This window comes from Stappia sp. TSB10P1A, assembly GCF_900185725.1.
Lineage (GTDB): Bacteria > Pseudomonadota > Alphaproteobacteria > Rhizobiales > Stappiaceae > Stappia.
The window spans coordinates 41,532-58,383 of sequence record NZ_FYAU01000029.1; the positions used below are offsets into that span (position 1 = coordinate 41,532).

Here is a 16,852-nt window from a genome sequence, read left to right on the forward strand (position 1 = left end):
GAGGTGCGAGCCGGGGCGCGAGCCAAGGCGCGAGAAGGAGAGGCGAGATGACCGATTCCGGCAGCCGCAAGGGCGCCGAGACCGCGGCCGACCAACCGCTCGCCTCGCTGGAGGAGCAGTGCGTCGCCAAGGGCATGCGCATGACCGAGCAGCGGCGCATCATCGCCCGGGTCATCGAAGGCGCCAGCGACCATCCGGACGTCGAGGAACTCTACCGCCGGGCGGTGGAGAACGACCCGCGCATCTCCATTTCCACGGTCTATCGCACGGTCAAGCTGTTCGAGGATGCCGGCATCATCGAGCGCCACGATTTCCGCGACGGGCGCGCCCGCTACGAAACCGTACCGGAAGAGCATCACGACCATCTGATCGACCTGAAGAGCGGCACCGTCATCGAGTTCCGCAACGAGGAGATCGAGCGGCTGCAGGAGGCCATCGCCCGCAAGCTCGGCTACAAGCTGGTCGATCACCGGCTGGAGCTTTACGGCGTGCCGCTGCCGCCCAAGGACCGGGACTGATCCGATGAGGGGCCTGCGCGCCGCGACGGTGCTGGCGACCCTGACGGCGGTGACGCTGCCGCTGATCCCGGTGCAGTGGGTGGCGCTGCGCCTGAAGGGCGGGTTGAAGCGCTCGCTCCCCGTCGTCTGGCACCGCATCGCCTGCCGCACCGTCGGCATCCGCGTGCGCGAGATCGGCCGCCCGGCCCGCGAGCGCCCGCTGCTGATCGTCGCCAATCACGTCTCCTGGCTCGACATCACCGTGCTCGGCAGCCGCATGCCGCTGTCCTTCGTCGCCAAGACCGAGGTCGCCTCCTGGCCGGTCTTCGGGCTTTTCGCCAAGCTGCAGCGCTCGGTCTTCGTCGACCGCCAGCGGCGCAGCGCGACCGGGCGCACCGCCGAGGAGCTGGGCACCCGCCTTGCCTCGGGCGATGCCATGGTGCTGTTCGCGGAAGGCACGTCGAACAGCGGCAACGAGGTGCTGCCGTTCCGCTCCGCCCTGATCGGCGCCGCCCGCCATGCGCTGGCCGGCGACGAGGGGGAAATGTGGATCCAGCCGCTGGCGCTTGCCTATACCCATCTGCACGGCCTGCCGATGGGACGGCAGTTCCGTCCGCATGTCGCCTGGTATGGCGACATGGAGATGGGGCCGCATTTCATGAATGTCGTGCGCCAGGGCGCGATCGATGTCGCCGTGGTCTGGGGCGAGCCGGTGCGGGTGACGCCGGACATCGACCGCAAGACCCTGACGCGGCTGCTGGAAGACGAGGTGCGCCGGCTCGCCGGCCATGTGCGGGCGGGCTATCCGCCGGCGGGACCCGGTGTCCCGGATGCGCCGGCTATTCTCAACGCGCCCGAAAACGGCTAAAGCAGGCCCCATCGGCGAGCGGCCGGGCGGCAGACGGCGCGGCAGGACCCGCGCGGAGACAGGATGAGCGAAGAGATCACCAACACCCCGGCAGGGGACGGCACCGTCAGCGATCCGGTGGCGAGCCACGCCGCCGGCACGGCGCCGGCGCGCCGGGTCTTCGTCAAGACCTATGGCTGCCAGATGAATGTCTATGACAGCGAGCGGATGACCGACGCCCTGGTGCCGCAGGGCTACAGCGCCACCGAGACGCTCGAGGATGCCGACCTGATCATCCTCAACACCTGCCATATCCGCGAGAAGGCGGCGGAGAAGGTCTATTCGGAGCTCGGCCGGCTGCGCAAGCTGAAGGCCGCGCGCGCCGAGCAGGGGCGCGAGACGATGATCGGCGTCGCCGGCTGCGTCGCCCAGGCCGAGGGCGAGGAGATCGCCCGCCGCGCGCCCGTCGTCGACCTGGTCTTCGGGCCGCAGACCTATCACCGGCTGCCGGAACTGGTCAGCCGGGCGGCGGCCGGCGAGAGCGTCGTCGAAACCGAGTTCGAGATCGAGGAAAAGTTCCGCCACCTGTCGAAGTCGCAGGCGGCGGGCGAGGCGAAGGCATCGGGACGGCCGCGCAGCTACACCGCCTTCCTGACGGTGCAGGAGGGCTGCGACAAGTTCTGCACCTTCTGCGTCGTGCCCTACACGCGCGGCGCGGAAGTCTCGCGCGATGTCGCGCAGATCGTCGCCGAGGCCGAGCGGCTGGCCGCGCGCGGCATCCGCGAGGTCACCCTGCTGGGGCAGAACGTCAATGCCTGGCACGGCGCGGGGCCGGATGGCTCCGCCTGGGGCCTCGGCCGGTTGCTGGAGCGGCTGGCGCGCATCGACGGGCTGGACCGGCTGCGCTACACCACCAGCCACCCGCGCGACATGGACGACGCGCTGATCGCCGCCCATCGCGACCTGCCGCAGGTGATGCCCTATCTGCACCTGCCGGTGCAGTCGGGCTCCGACCGCATTCTCAAGGCGATGAACCGCAAGCACACGCGCGCCGACTATCTCCGCCTGATCGAGCGCATTCGCGCCGCCCAGCCGGATCTCGCCCTCTCTTGCGATTTCATCGTCGGCTTTCCGGGCGAGACGGACGCCGATTTCCGCGACACGATGGCGCTGATCGAGGAGGTCGGTTACGCTTCGGCCTTCTCCTTCAAATACAGCCCCCGTCCCGGCACGCCGGGCGCCACCATGGCGGGTCATGTGCCCGAAGAGGTGATGACCGCCCGGCTGCTGGAGCTGCAGGACCTGGTGGCGCGCCAGCAGAAGGCCTTCAACGCGAGCCTCGTCGGGCGCACCTGCGAGGTCCTGGTGGAAAAGCCCGGCCGCAATGCCGGACAGCTCAACGGCCGCTCGCCCTGGCTGCAGCCGGTGCAGTTCGATGCGGATGCGAGCCTGATCGGCGAGATCGTGCCGGTGGAAATCGTCGCAACCGGCGCGAATTCCCTGTTCGCGCGTCTTGCGCCGGGGCACAATAGCGGCGAGGCAACGCCCTTGCGGGCTCGGGCGTGAGGCCCGCGCCGGGGGTTTCAGGAGGCAGGATGCCAGGAGAAGCCGCTTGAACGGCGCCAGCCGGACGCCCGGCCGGGGAGGGTACCGCGCCGCGGTCCCCGCTTCGGACATGACCCATGTGGTTCTGGCCTTCGACGACAATAGGCTTGTCGGCGATCTTTTCGGCCAGTTCGACCAGAATCTCGCGCTTATCGAGCAGCGCCTCGGCGTCGATGCGGTGGCGCGCGGCAATCAGGTGATCATCAAGGGACGGCACGGCGGCTGCGAGCAGGCGCGCCGGGCGCTCGAATCGCTCTATGCCCGCCTGCAGCAGGGCTATGAACTGCACCCTGGCGACGTGGAAGGGGCCTTGCGCATGGCAGCGGCCGAAGAGGCGCAACTCGATCTGCCGGCCATCGAGCCGCGCTCGCACCTGAGCTATGCGCAGGTCTCCACCCGCCGCAAGACGGTGCTCGCCCGCACCCCGGCGCAGGATGCCTATATCCGCGCCATGGACCGGGCCGATCTCACCTTCGGCGTCGGCCCGGCCGGCACCGGCAAGACCTTCCTCGCCGTTGCCTATGCGGCGGCGCTGCTGGAGCGCGGCGACGTGGCCCGGCTGATCCTGTCGCGCCCGGCAGTGGAGGCGGGCGAGCGGCTCGGCTTCCTGCCCGGCGACATGAAGGAGAAAGTCGACCCCTATCTGCGCCCGCTCTACGACGCGCTCTACGAGATGATGCCGGCGGAAAAGGTCGAGCGCGGTCTGCAGTCCGGCATGATCGAGGTGGCGCCGCTCGCCTTCATGCGCGGCCGCACGCTCTCCAATGCGGTGGTGATCCTGGACGAGGCCCAGAACACCACCACCATGCAGATGAAGATGTTCCTGACCCGCCTTGGCGAGAACTCGCGGATGATCGTCACCGGCGATCCGACCCAGGTCGACCTGCCGCCGGGCCAGAAGTCGGGCCTGCGCGAGGCGCTGGCCCTGCTGGAAGGCGTCGAGGGCGTGGCGCAGGTGCGCTTCACCGAGGTCGACGTGGTGCGCCACGAGCTCGTCGCCCGCATCGTCCGCGCCTATGACGAGGCCGGCCGCGAGGCCAGTGCCGAGCGCGACGCGGCGGAGGCCGCCGCCGAGGCGGCGCGGCGCGCGCCGCGGCGGGGACCGGCCGCATGAGCGGGTTCTCGGGCGTCCTGCCGGAGATCGATGTCGCGGTGGAGGCCGAGGGCTGGCCCGCGCCGGCGGAGCTTGAGGCGCTGGTCGCCCGTGTCGTCGGCATCGCCTGCGCCGAGGCCGGGCTGGAGCTTGTCGAGGGGGCGGAACTGTCCGTCGTCTTCGCCGACGATGCCCGCGTGCGCGAGCTCAACCGCGACTGGCGCGACAAGGATGCGCCGACCAACGTGCTGTCCTTCCCCGGCGGTGACGAGGAAGAACCGCCCTTCGGGCCGCTGCTCGGCGACATCATCCTCGCCCGCGAAACGGTGCTGCGCGAGGCGGAGGCGCTGGAAATCGCCTTTTCCGACCATGTGACGCATCTTGTCGCGCACGGATTCCTTCACCTTTTCGGCTATGATCACCAAATGGAGGACGAGGCCGAGGAGATGGAAGCTCTGGAGCGGCGGATTCTTGCCGTTCTGGGCATTGCCGACCCCTACCGGGACCCGCCTGCGGCCGGACATGACACGGAGAGCGAGACGCCTGCCTGAGCGGGCGTGAAACCGATATGAACGATACAGAGGTCCGAAGTACGACCGACACTCCGGCGTCGCCTGGCGCGGCCGCCGGAGCGGCGGCGGAAGCCGCCCAGACCGACGACGAACCGCAGCGATCGCTGCGCAGCGTGTGGTCCGATGCCCTGAAACGATTGGCCGGCCTGCGCCGGCCGGGCAACGGTGCGGGCACTCTGCGCCAGAATCTTCAGGACGAACTGGCCCGCGAGGCCGACGACAGCGCCAGCTTCACGCCGGAAGAGCGCATCCTCCTGTCCAACATCCTGCGCCTGCGCGAAGTGCGGGTGGAGGACGTCATGGTGCCGCGCGCCGACATCGACGCGGTCGAGGACAGCGTCTCCGTCGCCCGGCTGATGGACGTGTTCCGCGAGAGCGGCCATTCGCGCATGCCGGTCTATCACGACGGGTTGGATGATCCGCGCGGCATGGTTCACATCAAGGACCTGATGGCCTTTTTCGCCGGCCGCGCCATGCCGGAAGACCGGCGCGAGGGCGAGGCCGGCGCCGTCAGCAACGAGCCGCAGGGCTTCGACCTGACCCGCATCGATCTCTCCCTGCCGCTGGCGGAGGCCAACCTGATCCGCCCCGTCCTCTTCGTGCCGCCGTCCATGCCGGCGACCGACCTGATGGCGAAGATGCAGGCGGACCGGGTGCAGATGGCGCTGGTGATCGACGAATATGGCGGCACCGAAGGCCTCGTCTCGCTGGAAGACATCGTCGAGACCGTCGTCGGCGACATCGAGGATGAGCACGACGAGGACGAGGAGGCGATGATCCAGAAGGTCGCCGACGGCGTCTGGGTGGCCGATCCGCGGGTGCCGATCGAGGAGGTCGAGGAGGCGCTGGGCACCGGCTTCCAGCTCGGCGATCTCGCCGAGGAGGTCGACACGCTGGGCGGGCTGGTCTTCACCCTGGTCGGCCGGGTGCCGGTGCGCGGCGAGTTGCTCACCGCCCGCGCGCTTCCCGGCTACGAGTTCGAGGTGCTCGACGCCGATCCCCGGCGGATCAAGCGGCTGCGGATCCGGGCGCGGCGTCCCGAGGCCCGCCATGCGGAGACGCGGCGGCGGCTGCGCCGGCCGGATCGGCCGGGCTAGTTGGGTGAATTCGCATTCGCTTCCGGCTTGCGGGGAGTATCTCAGTTTGAAATTTGATTAGCTTCGACCGGTTGTCGCGCTCCGACTCGAACTCCTTTATACTTACTAGAAAGCATAGGAATTTTGGCATGGATGTTACAGCTCTGTCTTATACAGCGTCCGCTGTTCTGATTTGGCTGCCAGAAGGGCAAGAGCCGAAGGCAGAAGACTTCGCCGTGGACGGCGCCGAAAAGCTTTCGCCACCATATCCAAATCCGGAAACGTGGTGGGAACTTGGCCAAGCCGTAAAGTACGCCCGCGAGGCGGATAGTGCCAACCATATGAAACTGCCTTGGATAAAGACGGGGGACGAATTGCTATCACCCGATGACGTTCTTCAAGCCTACGAATTTCTTAAAGAGAAGAAATGATGTCCATCGGAGCTAGTCCCATTCAGCGTTATGTTCATTAGCTTTGCATATCACGGCAAAGCCGGGGCCAGCACCCACGGCGACGGTTTTCTGCCCGCTCCGACCATCAAGTAAATTCCCGCCTCGGGCGGTAGTGAGCGCGTGTAGCTCGGCCAGCTCCGCAAGTTCTAAAACTGAGACACTGCCCTTTGCGGCCGCCCTTGACCGGCGTCGGGGCGCCGGGAATGGTCTGGTGAGGGGCTGGTGATTCGCCCCCACCGGCGCATTCCCGATGTCAATGCAGGAGCCGACGCAGTGTTGCGCCTCGCACAGGTCTTTCTTCTCGCGCATGGCTGGCGGCGCTGGCTGCTGGCCGCCCTCGCCGGCGCGCTCGCTGCGCTCGCCATGCCGCCCTTCGGCCTGTTCCCGGTGCTCGCCCTGTCGATGCCGGCGCTGGTCTGGCTGCTCGACGGGGCGATCTGCGACGGGCAGCGCTGGGGCCGGCGACTGCGTCCGGGCTTCGCCATCGGCTGGTGGTTCGGCTTCGGCTTTCATCTGGCCGGCCTGTGGTGGATCGGCCGCGCCTTCCTGGTCGAGGCGGACCTCTTCGCCTGGATGATCCCCTTCGCCGTCGTGCTGCTGCCGGCCGGCCTTGCGCTGTTCACCGGGCTTGCGCTGGCGCTGGCGGCGCTGGCCTGGCGCGACGGGCCGGACCGGCTGCTGCTGCTGGCGCTGGTTCTGACGCTCGGCGACTGGCTGCGCGGCCATGTGCTGACCGGCTTCCCCTGGAACCTGTGGGCCTATGCCTTCGGCGACTATGCGGTCCTGATGCAGCCGGCCGCCCTGGTCGGGGTCTATGGGCTCGGCCTGCTGGTGGCGACCATCTTCTGCGGCCTTGCCGGTTTTGCCGACGGCACGCGCGGCGGGCGGCGGATGGGCGTTGTCTCGCTGCTGCTCTTCGCCGCCCTTGCCGGCTATGGCGCCGCGCGCCTGTCCCTGTCGCCGGACGCCGGGACCGAGCCGGTCGCCCTGCGGGTGGTGCAGCCGTCGATCCCGCAGGAGGAGAAGTGGGAGCCGGGCAACCGTGCCGCCGTCTTTGCCACCTATCTGGACGCGAGCCGCGCGCCCTGGCGGGGGGAGGAGGAGGACGCGGACCTGCCGCGCCTGGTGATCTGGCCGGAATCCGCGCCGCCCTTCCTGCTGACCGAGTCTCCCGATGCGCTGGCGGCGATCGCCGGCCTGCTGCGCGAGGGCGACACGCTGGTCACCGGGGCGATCCGCGCCAGCGTCGAGGATGCCGGCAACCGGATCTTCTACAACTCCGTCTTCGTCATCGATGGCGAGGGCACGATCCGCGATGCCTATGACAAGGTGCGCCTCGTGCCCTTCGGCGAATACCTGCCGCTCGGCGACATGCTGGAGGCGATCGGCCTGACCAAGCTGGTGGCGCTTCCCGGCACCTTCCGCGCCGGCTTCCGCCATCGCACCCTGGCGCCGGTCGCCGGCCCGTCTTTCCTGCCCCTGATCTGCTACGAGGCGATCTTCCCGCAGGCCGCGACCTCGCGCGACGGCCGGCCGGGATTCCTGCTCAATGTCACCAACGACGCCTGGTTCGGCGACACGCCCGGACCCCGCCAGCATTTCGCCCAGGCACGCATGCGGGCGGTCGAGCAGGGCTTGCCGGTTGTGCGCGCCGCCAACACGGGCATATCAGGGGTTGTCGATGCCTATGGCCGGGTGGTCGAACTGCGCCCGCTGATGGCGGCCGCGATCATCGACACGCGCCTGCCCTCTGCGGGCCCCGCAGGGCTTTTCGCGCTCTATGGGCAAAAGGTATTGTTAGTTCTGCTGATAGTTTTTCTTGGCACCCTTCTGATAACGCGCTACTTAGGGTATGCGCGTAATGATTGACGGGTCGCGTCGCGGCACGGCATCATAACAACCGCCGCAACCTGCTGCAAAGAAAGGGTTGCAATTCTGCGAACTGGCGTCGGTTCGGCCATGATATTTCTCTCGACGGATGCCCGTATCCGGCGAGGCATGTTGGGGTCGGGCAAAGAAACGCTGGGTAAGAAGAGTATGGTCACAGCAACCGACAGACCCAGAAAGAAGACAAGAATGAGTAGCAAGAAAGCGCCGAACCCCATCGATGTGCATGTCGGCAGCCGCGTGCGGTTGCGCCGGATGATGCTTGGAATGAGCCAGGAAAAGCTTGGAGAAAGCTTGGGCATCACATTTCAGCAGATTCAGAAGTATGAAAAAGGCACCAACCGTATCGGGGCCAGCCGACTGCAGCATATCGCCACGATCCTGAAGGTGCCGGTGGCCTTCTTCTTCGAGGACGCGCCGGGCACGCCGGAAGATGCGAGCGGCTTCGGCGAAGCCAAGCCGGCATCCTATGTGGTCGACTTCCTCTCCTCCTCCGAGGGCCTGTCGCTCAACAAGGCCTTCGTGCGGATCGAGGACGCCAAGGTGCGCCGCCGCGTCGTCGACCTGGTGCGCGCCCTCGCCGGCGAAGAGGTCTGATCCTTTTCGCGACCCGACGGGAGAGGGGCGGAGGCGGATCCCCTCCTCTCCCGGCGCATCCGTGATGCGGCGTCCGCCGCGCGGGATCTGATGGCCATCTTGCCACTGTCTGCCGGTCTTGCGCCGCCATGCGCGCTCCGCGCGGCCGGGTCGCCCGCCGCATGGCTTGACGAGCCCTCGTCTTCGCTGGCATGTGTCGAACGTGGCGGCGGGAATCCTCGCCGTTTCTTTCTATTCTTCCCAGAAGGACGGTTGAACGTGGCTCGTCAAGATTATCTCTTCACTTCCGAATCCGTGTCGGAAGGTCATCCCGACAAGGTGTGCGACCGCATTTCGGATACGGTCGTCGACGCCTTCCTCTCCGAGATGCCGGAGGCGCGCGTTGCCTGCGAAACGCTGGCAACCACCAATCGCGTGGTGATTGCGGGCGAGACCCGTGGCCCGGCGACGATCACCAACGAATATGTCGCGCATCTGGCCCGCCTCGCCATTCGCGACATCGGCTACGAGCAGGACGGCTTCCACTGGGAGACCTGCAACATCGCCGTCCATCTGCATGCCCAGTCGGCCCATATCGCCCAGGGCGTCGACGCCTCGGAGAACAAGGACGAGGGTGCCGGCGACCAGGGCATCATGTTCGGCTATGCCTGCCGCGAGACGCCGGAGCTGATGCCGGCGCCGATCCATTATTCGCACAAGATCCTGCGTCTGCTGGCCGAGGCCCGCCGCTCCGGCCGCGAGCCGGTGCTCGGGCCGGACGCCAAGAGCCAGGTGACGGTGCGCTACGAGAACGGCGCGCCGGTCGGCGTCACCTCGATCGTGCTGTCGACCCAGCACCTCGACGCGAAGCTGACCTCCGACGACATCCGCGCCATCGTCGAGCCCTATATCCTGACCGCCCTGCCGGCCGGCTGGGTCGGCAAGGACACCGCCTGGCACGTCAACCCGACCGGCGCCTTCGTGATCGGCGGACCCGACGGCGATGCCGGCCTGACCGGGCGCAAGATCATCGTCGACACCTATGGCGGCGCGGCGCCCCATGGCGGCGGCGCCTTCTCGGGCAAGGACCCGACCAAGGTCGACCGCTCGGCCGCCTATGCGGCCCGCTATCTCGCCAAGAACGTCGTCGCGGCCGATCTCGCCGACCGCTGCACCATCCAGCTCTCCTATGCCATCGGCGTCGCCGAGCCGCTGTCGGTCTATGTCGACCTGCACGGCACCGGCAAGGTCGACGAGGCGAAGCTGGAAAAGGCCCTGCGCGAGGTGATGAACCTGACGCCGCGCGGCATCCGCCAGCATCTCGGCCTCAACCGGCCGATCTATGCCCGCACCGCCGCCTATGGCCATTTCGGCCGCGAGCCGGACGCCGATGGCGGCTTCTCCTGGGAGAAGATCGACCTGGTGCACGACCTGCGCAGCGCCACCGCCTGACATCGCGCCGGGCCGCAAGGCCGCGGCCTGTCCTCCCGCCCGGCACGCTGGTGCCGGGCGGATTTCGTTTCCGCCGCCCGGCCCGGCCCGGGCGGGAAGTGCCGGACCTCACGCATGACCGATCACAGCAAGGGTTCCTTCTTCGGCCGCCGCGTCGGCAAGCCGCTGCGCGCGCAGCGGCGCGAGGTGTTCGAGACGGCGCTGCGGCGGCTGCAGCCGGACCTGTCGCATCCCGCCCCTTGGGACCTGCGCACCCTGTTCGAGGCGCCGGTCGAGGCGGTGTGGATGGAGATCGGCTTCGGCGGCGGCGAGCACCTTTTGCATGAGGCACGGCGGCTTCCCGCCACCGGCTTTCTCGGCGTCGAGCCCTTCGTCGCCAGCCTTGCCAAGGCGGTGGTGGAGATCGAGGCCGAGCGCCTCGCCAATGTCCGGGTCTATGGCGACGACGCGATCAAGCTGCTCGACTGGCTGCCGGGCGCCTCGCTCGACGGCCTCTACCAGCTCTATCCCGACCCCTGGCCGAAGCGCCGGCACTGGAAGCGCCGCTTCGTCAACCCGGTCAATCTCGACCGCTTCGCCCGGGTGCTGAAGCCCGGCGCGCTCTACCGCTTCGCCAGCGACATCGACACCTATCTCGACTGGACGCTGGCCCGCCTGCTCGCCCATCCCGCCTTCGAGTGGACGGCGGAAGGCGCGGCCGACTGGCTGACCCCGTGGCAGCCCTGGTCGGGCACCCGCTACGAGGCCAAGGCCTATCGCGAGGGCCGCAAGGGCCACTATCTGGAGTTCCGCCGGCGCTGAGACCGGCGGGCGGGGGCCGGGCGATGCGGCGAATTCTCTTGCGTTCGCCCGCCGGCCCGCTATAGTGAACCCACTTCAATTCTCTATCGGCTCGCATGAGCAGTATGAGAGTGGGCCCTTCCGGGGACCCGCTCTTTTTGTTTTGGTGGTCGCCCTTCGGCGGCTCCGGGGAGACGGTTTTGCAGGATCAGGAAACGCGGATCGTTCGCGAGAACGGACTGGAAGCGCGCATTGCGGCCATGGTCGAGCCGGCGATCGTCGATCTCGGCTTCCGCCTCGTGCGCGTCAAGCTGTCGGGCCTCAACGGCTTCACCCTGCAGATCATGGCCGAGCGCCCCGACGGCACCATGACCGTCGACGACTGCGAGGCGGTGAGCCGCGCGGTGACGCCGGTCCTCGATGTCGAGGATCCGATCGACCGGGAGTATCATCTCGAGATCTCCTCGCCCGGCATCGACCGGCCGCTGGTGCGGGCCATCGATTTCGAGCGCTGGCGCGGGCATCTCGCCAAGCTGGAGCTGGCCGTGCCGCGCGACGGCCGCAAGCGCTTCCGCGGCGAGATCCGCGCCGTCGAGGGCGGCGAACTGGTGCTGCGGCTGGAGGATCTGCCGGATGACGGCGAGCCGGACGTGCGCCTGACGCTCGCCGACATCGCCGAGGCCCGCCTGGTGCTGACCGACGCGCTGGTCGAGGCCTCGCTGAAGGCGGACAAGGCGGCGCGGCGCAAGGCCGGCGCCAACGGCGCGGACGAGGGCTGAGCCGCGCGGCGGCAACGGGAATTCCGACGGAAGCGGCCGAGCCCTTCCAGATGACAGGAAAGCGCCGGCACGGACCGGCGCGAGAGGAGTGGACTGAGATGGCAATCAGTGCGAACCGGCTGGAGCTGCTGCAGATCGCGGATGCGGTCGCGCGCGAAAAGACGATCGACCGCGGCATCGTCATCGCCGCGATGGAGGACGCGATCCAGAAGGCGGCGCGCTCGCGATACGGCTCCGAGACCGAGGTGCGTGCCGAGATCAATCCGCGCACCGGCGAGATCAAGCTGCAGCGCCTGCTGTTGGTGGTCGAGAGCATCGAGAACACCTCGACGGAGATCGACCTTGAGGAGGCGCTGCGCCGCAACCCGATGGCGCGCCTCGGCGACTATATCGCCGAACCGCTGCCGCCGCTCGACTTCGGCCGCATCGCCGCCCAGTCGGCCAAGCAGGTGATCGTGCAGAAGGTGCGCGAGGCCGAGCGCGACCGCCAGTATGACGAGTTCAAGGACCGCATCGGCGAGATCGTCAACGGCGTCGTCAAGCGGGTCGAATACGGCAATGTCATCGTCGACCTCGGCCGCGGCGAGGCCATCGTGCGCCGCGACGAACTGATCCCGCGCGAGCTGTTCCGCAACGGCGACCGCATCCGCGCCTATGTCTACGACGTGCGCCGCGAGCAGCGCGGCCCGCAGATCTTCCTGTCGCGCACCCATCCGCAGTTCATGGCCAAGCTCTTCGCCCAGGAAGTGCCGGAGATCTACGACGGCGTCATCGAGATCCGGGCGGTGGCCCGCGATCCGGGCTCGCGCGCCAAGATCGCCGTCATCTCCAAGGACAGCTCCATCGATCCGGTCGGTGCCTGCGTCGGCATGCGCGGCAGCCGCGTCCAGGCGGTGGTCGGCGAGCTGCAGGGCGAGAAGATCGACATCATCCCGTGGAACCCGGATCACGCGACCTTCATCGTCAACGCGCTGCAGCCGGCCGAGGTGAGCAAGGTGGTGCTCGACGAGGATGCCGAGCGTATCGAGGTGGTGGTGCCGGACGAGCAGCTCTCGCTGGCGATCGGCCGCCGCGGCCAGAATGTCCGCCTCGCCTCGCAACTGACCGGCTGGGCGATCGACATCATGACCGAGCATGACGAGTCGGAGCGCCGCCAGAAGGAATTCACCGATCGCACCCAGCTCTTCATGGAGGCGCTGAACGTCGACGAGGTCGTCGGCCAGCTTCTGGCGTCCGAAGGATTTGCCTCCGTGGAAGAAGTGGCGTATGTCGAGCGCGAAGAGATTGCCACGATCGAGGGCTTCGACGAGGAGACCGCCGACGAGATTCAGGCACGTGCCCGCGAATATCTCGACGAGATTGAGGCGAAGCTCGACGAGGAGCGCCGTGAACTCGGCGTTTCCGACGATCTCAGGAGCATCTCCGGTCTGACCACGGCCATGCTGGTCGCGCTCGGCAAGGATGGGGTGAAGTCCGTCGAGGATCTCGCCGGCTGCGCCACCGACGATCTCGTCGGCTGGAGCGAGCGCGCCAGCGGCACCGTCACCCGCCACGAGGGCGCGCTGAGCGGGTTCGATCTCAGCCGCGCCGAGGCCGAGGAGATGATCATGTCCGCGCGCCTCGAGGCGGGCTGGATCACCGAGGCGGACCTGGCGTCCGACGAGGAGCCGGCCGGGGACGAGGCGGACGAGGGCGAGACGGACGAGAACGGGGCGGACGAGAACGAGGCGGGCATCGCCGCAAGCGGTGTGGTGCACGAGGTTTGATCCGGCTGGGCCCGACCCGGTTGGGTTAGGGTCGAACGACCGGCGGAGCAAGACGGGTGCCGAAACGAAACGAGCCATTGGAACGAAGCTGCGCGTTGACCCGCGCGGTGCGGCCGGTGGAGGATCTGATCCGTTTCGTCGCGGGCCCGGACGGCGCTATCGTCCCCGACCTGCGGCGCCGTCTGCCGGGCCGGGGCGTCTGGATCACGGCGAGCCGCCGGTCGGTCGCCGAGGCCCAGAAGAAGAAAGTGTTTGCCCGCGCGCTCAAGGATGGGACCGTGCGGGTGGAGGGCGACCTCGCCGACCAGGTCGAGGCCCTTCTTGAGCGGTCCGCGCTGAACGCGCTGTCTCTGGCCCGAAAGGCGGGCGAGGTCGTCAGCGGCTTCGCCAAGGTGGAGGCGGCGGTGCGCGGGCAGGATATCATCGGACTCGTCCAGGCGCGCGATGGCGGCGACGACGGGGCCAGAAAGCTCGCGGCAATCGCGCGGGCGCGATTTGCCGATACCGGCGGTTGCCGGATCATCGGCTGTTTTACATCGGCTCAATTGGATTTGGCATTGGGTCGGTCAAATGTGATACATGCTGCACTGCTTGCAGGCCGGGCAGGCGAGAACGCTCTCGTCCGGGTTGAGGAACTGGAGCGTTTCCGTACCGAATCCGACAGGACCCCGGTTGCCGGAACGCTCGACGATCCGGTTTCGAATGACGGTGCGGGCGATGCGGTGATCCAGGACTGAAGGCGATATGAGCGAAACGAAGAACCCCGGCGACAAGACGATCAGCATGGAGCGCAAGACACTGGGCCTGAAGCGGCCCGGCGTCGAGCAGGGCACTGTTCGTCAGAGCTTCTCCCATGGCCGCACCAAGGCGGTCGTGGTGGAGAAGAAGAAGCGCCGGGTCGTCCTGCCGGGCGAAGGCGGCAAGCCGGAGGCCGAGGCCGAGGCGGCACCGCGCAGCGTGGCGCCGCCCCCCCAGCGCCGGCCCGATATCGAGCTGGCGACGCCCTCGCGCCGGTCGGAGACGTCCGGGCAGCAGCGGCCGCGTGGTGGCAACATCCTGCGCACTCTGACCGAAGACGAGGCGGCTGCCCGGCAGCAGGCCCTGATCGAGGCGCAGCGCCGCGACGCCGAAGACCGCAAGCGGCGCGAGGAAGAAGAGCGCCTGCGCGCCATCGAGGAAGAACGCCGCAAGGTCGAGGAAGCCGAGCGGGCCAGGCAGGAGGCCGAGGAGGCCGCCCGTCGTGCCGCCGAGGAGGCCGAGCGCAAGAAGAGCGACGACGGCCGCGAGAAGGTTTCGGCCTCGGACGCGGCCGACGCGATCTCTGCCGCAGTCGGCGAGGTGTCGGCTGACGCGCCGGCTCCGGCCGCCCGTGACGAGGCCGCGCGCAAGCCGGCCGCCGCGGCTCCCGCCGCCCCGGCCCGCCGGGCCGAGGGAGACGACGAGGACAGCCGCAAGGGCGGCGTGAAGGCCGTCAAGCGCGCCAAGGTTGCGCCGGTGCGCGCTCCGGCCAAGACCCCCGGCGCCGACGACCGTCGCCGGTCCAAGCTGACCATCTCCTCCGCCACCGGCGATGACGAGGGGCGCAGCCGTTCGCTCGCCTCGCTGCGTCGCCGCCGCGAGAAGGAGAAGCGGGCCGGCCAGCAGGTGGTGCGCGAGAAGATCTCCCGCGAGGTGGTTCTGCCCGAGGCGATCACCATCCAGGAGCTCGCCAACCGCATGGCCGAGCGGGCCGTCGACGTGATCAAGCTGCTGATGAAGCAGGGGCAGATGCTCAAGATCAACGATGTGATCGACGCCGACACGGCGGAACTGATCGCCTCGGAGATGGGGCACTCGGTCAAGCGCGTCTCGGAAGCCGATGTCGAGGAGGGCCTGTTCTCCGCTCCCGACGCGGACGACACGATGGAGTCGCGTCCGCCGGTCGTCACGATCATGGGCCATGTCGACCACGGCAAGACGTCGCTGCTCGATGCGCTGCGCCGCTCCAACGTGGTGCAGGGCGAGGCCGGTGGCATCACCCAGCATATCGGCGCCTATCAGGTCGAGCAGGGTGGCAACAAGATCACCTTCATCGACACGCCGGGCCACGCCGCCTTCACCCAGATGCGGGCCCGTGGCGCCAAGGCCACCGACATCGTCATCCTGGTGGTGGCCGCCGATGACGGCGTCATGCCGCAGACGAAGGAAGCCATCGCCCATGCCAAGGCGGCCGGCGTGCCGATCATCGTCGCGATCAACAAGATGGACAAGCCGTCGGCCGATCCGAGCCGCGTGCGCACCGACCTCTTGCGCGAGGACATCGTGGTGGAATCGATGGGCGGCGACGTCATCGATGTCGAGGTTTCGGCGCTGAAGGGCACCAATCTCGACAAGCTGCTGGAGATGATCCTGCTGCAGGCCGAGGTTCTGGAACTGAAGGCCAACCCGCACCGCACCGCCGAGGGCATCGTCATCGAGGCGCAGCTCGACAAGGGCCGTGGTCCGGTGGCGACGGTCCTGGTGCAGAAGGGCACGCTGAAGGTCGGCGACATCGTGGTGGCCGGCTCCGAGTGGGGCCGCGTGCGCGCCATGCTCGACGAGAACAGCCAGCAGGTGAAGGAGGCGCCGCCCTCCAAGCCGGTCGAGGTCCTCGGCTTCAACGGCACGCCGGATGCCGGCGACATGGTCGCCGTCGTCGAGAACGAGGCCCGCGCCCGCGAGATCGTCGACTACCGCCAGCGCCAGAAGCGCGACAAGGCCTCGGTCCTCGCCAGCGGCGCCCGTGGTTCGCTCGAGCAGATGATGAACCGTCTGCAGCAGAGCGGCCACAAGGAGTTCCCGCTGGTCATCAAGGGCGACGTGCAGGGCTCCGTCGAGGCGATCGCCGGTGCGCTGGACCAGCTCGGCACCGAAGAGGTCAAGGCGCGCATCCTGCATGCCGGCGTCGGCGGCATCACCGAAAGCGACGTGACGCTGGCGGCCGCCTCCAACGCGCCGATCATCGGCTTCAACGTCCGCGCCAACAAGCAGGCGCGCGACGCGGCCGAGCGGGAAGGCATCGAGATCCGCTACTACAACATCATCTACAACCTGGTGGATGACGTGAAGGCGGCGATGTCGGGCCTGCTGTCGCCGGAGCGCCGCGAGACCTTCCTCGGCAATGCGGAGATCCTCGAGATCTTCAACATCACCAAGGTCGGCAAGGTGGCCGGTTGCCTCGTCACGGAAGGCATCGTCGAGCGCGGCGCCCAGGTGCGCCTGATCCGCGAGAACGTGGTGATCCACGAGGGCAAGCTCGGCACGCTGAAGCGCTTCAAGGACGAGGTCAAGGAAGTCCAGTCCGGCCAGGAATGCGGCATGAACTTCGAGAACTACCAGGATATGCGCCCGGGCGACGTCATCGAGTGCTACCGGGTGGAGGAAGTCGCCCGCACCCTTTAAGGGGCGCGGCCGCGCAGTGCTCGCCGGCGGGATCGTCCCGCCGGCGTTTG

At 68.2% G+C, this 16,852-nt stretch carries 15 protein-coding genes; all 15 read left to right on the forward strand.

All coding sequences use genetic code 11. From position 1 onward, the window contains the following. The first annotated feature begins 47 nt into the window (after nt 1-47). Complete coding sequence (locus TSB10P1A_RS14050) at nt 48-518, forward strand: Fur family transcriptional regulator (RefSeq protein WP_186388568.1); 471 nt, start codon at nt 48-50, stop codon at nt 516-518. A gap of 4 nt (nt 519-522) precedes the next feature. Further along, on the forward strand, nt 523-1,365 hold the full coding sequence (locus TSB10P1A_RS14055; RefSeq protein ID WP_186388569.1) for a 1-acyl-sn-glycerol-3-phosphate acyltransferase: 843 nt from the start codon (nt 523-525) through the stop codon (nt 1,363-1,365). Nucleotides 1,366-1,428: 63 nt separating this feature from the next. Beyond that, on the forward strand, nt 1,429-2,910 hold the full coding sequence (miaB, locus tag TSB10P1A_RS14060; RefSeq protein WP_186388570.1) for a tRNA (N6-isopentenyl adenosine(37)-C2)-methylthiotransferase MiaB: 1,482 nt from the start codon (nt 1,429-1,431) through the stop codon (nt 2,908-2,910). A 109-nt stretch (nt 2,911-3,019) separates the two neighbouring features. Further along, complete coding sequence (locus TSB10P1A_RS14065; RefSeq protein WP_186388947.1) at nt 3,020-4,063, forward strand: PhoH family protein; 1,044 nt, start codon at nt 3,020-3,022, stop codon at nt 4,061-4,063. Next, nucleotides 4,060-4,593: an rRNA maturation RNase YbeY gene (gene ybeY / locus TSB10P1A_RS14070; protein WP_186388571.1), complete on the forward strand. Its 534-nt coding sequence runs from the start codon at nt 4,060-4,062 to the stop codon at nt 4,591-4,593. The genes TSB10P1A_RS14065 and ybeY overlap by 4 nt, the downstream gene beginning before the upstream one ends. 17 nt (nt 4,594-4,610) lie before the next feature. Then, nucleotides 4,611-5,711: a hemolysin family protein gene (locus TSB10P1A_RS14075; RefSeq protein ID WP_186388572.1), complete on the forward strand. Its 1,101-nt coding sequence runs from the start codon at nt 4,611-4,613 to the stop codon at nt 5,709-5,711. A gap of 128 nt (nt 5,712-5,839) precedes the next feature. Then, nucleotides 5,840-6,121, forward strand: coding sequence for a hypothetical protein (locus TSB10P1A_RS14080; RefSeq protein WP_186388573.1), 282 nt, complete (start codon nt 5,840-5,842; stop codon nt 6,119-6,121). A 294-nt stretch (nt 6,122-6,415) separates the two neighbouring features. After that, the gene (gene lnt / locus TSB10P1A_RS14085; RefSeq protein WP_208985264.1) at nt 6,416-8,011 is read left to right on the forward strand and encodes an apolipoprotein N-acyltransferase; all 1,596 of its coding nucleotides are present in this window, start codon (nt 6,416-6,418) and stop codon (nt 8,009-8,011) included. 207 nt (nt 8,012-8,218) lie between these two features. Beyond that, a complete protein-coding gene (locus TSB10P1A_RS14090; RefSeq protein ID WP_067223230.1) occupies nt 8,219-8,626 on the forward strand; it encodes a helix-turn-helix domain-containing protein in 408 nt (135 codons plus the stop codon). 258 nt (nt 8,627-8,884) lie between these two features. Then, nucleotides 8,885-10,057: a methionine adenosyltransferase gene (gene metK / locus TSB10P1A_RS14095; protein ID WP_186388574.1), complete on the forward strand. Its 1,173-nt coding sequence runs from the start codon at nt 8,885-8,887 to the stop codon at nt 10,055-10,057. 114 nt (nt 10,058-10,171) lie between these two features. Next, the gene (locus TSB10P1A_RS14100; RefSeq protein WP_186388575.1) at nt 10,172-10,858 is read left to right on the forward strand and encodes a tRNA (guanosine(46)-N(7))-methyltransferase TrmB; all 687 of its coding nucleotides are present in this window, start codon (nt 10,172-10,174) and stop codon (nt 10,856-10,858) included. 179 nt (nt 10,859-11,037) lie between these two features. Continuing rightward, the gene (gene rimP, locus TSB10P1A_RS14105) at nt 11,038-11,616 is read left to right on the forward strand and encodes a ribosome maturation factor RimP (RefSeq protein WP_186388576.1); all 579 of its coding nucleotides are present in this window, start codon (nt 11,038-11,040) and stop codon (nt 11,614-11,616) included. A 98-nt stretch (nt 11,617-11,714) separates the two neighbouring features. Then, entirely contained in the window at nt 11,715-13,382 is a 1,668-nt protein-coding gene (gene nusA / locus TSB10P1A_RS14110; RefSeq protein WP_186388577.1) for a transcription termination factor NusA, read from the forward strand. 56 nt (nt 13,383-13,438) lie between these two features. After that, on the forward strand, nt 13,439-14,119 hold the full coding sequence (locus tag TSB10P1A_RS14115; RefSeq protein ID WP_186388578.1) for an RNA-binding protein: 681 nt from the start codon (nt 13,439-13,441) through the stop codon (nt 14,117-14,119). Between the two features lie 7 nt (nt 14,120-14,126). Then, a complete protein-coding gene (gene infB, locus TSB10P1A_RS14120; RefSeq protein WP_186388579.1) occupies nt 14,127-16,802 on the forward strand; it encodes a translation initiation factor IF-2 in 2,676 nt (891 codons plus the stop codon). Nucleotides 16,803-16,852: the final 50 nt, after the last annotated feature.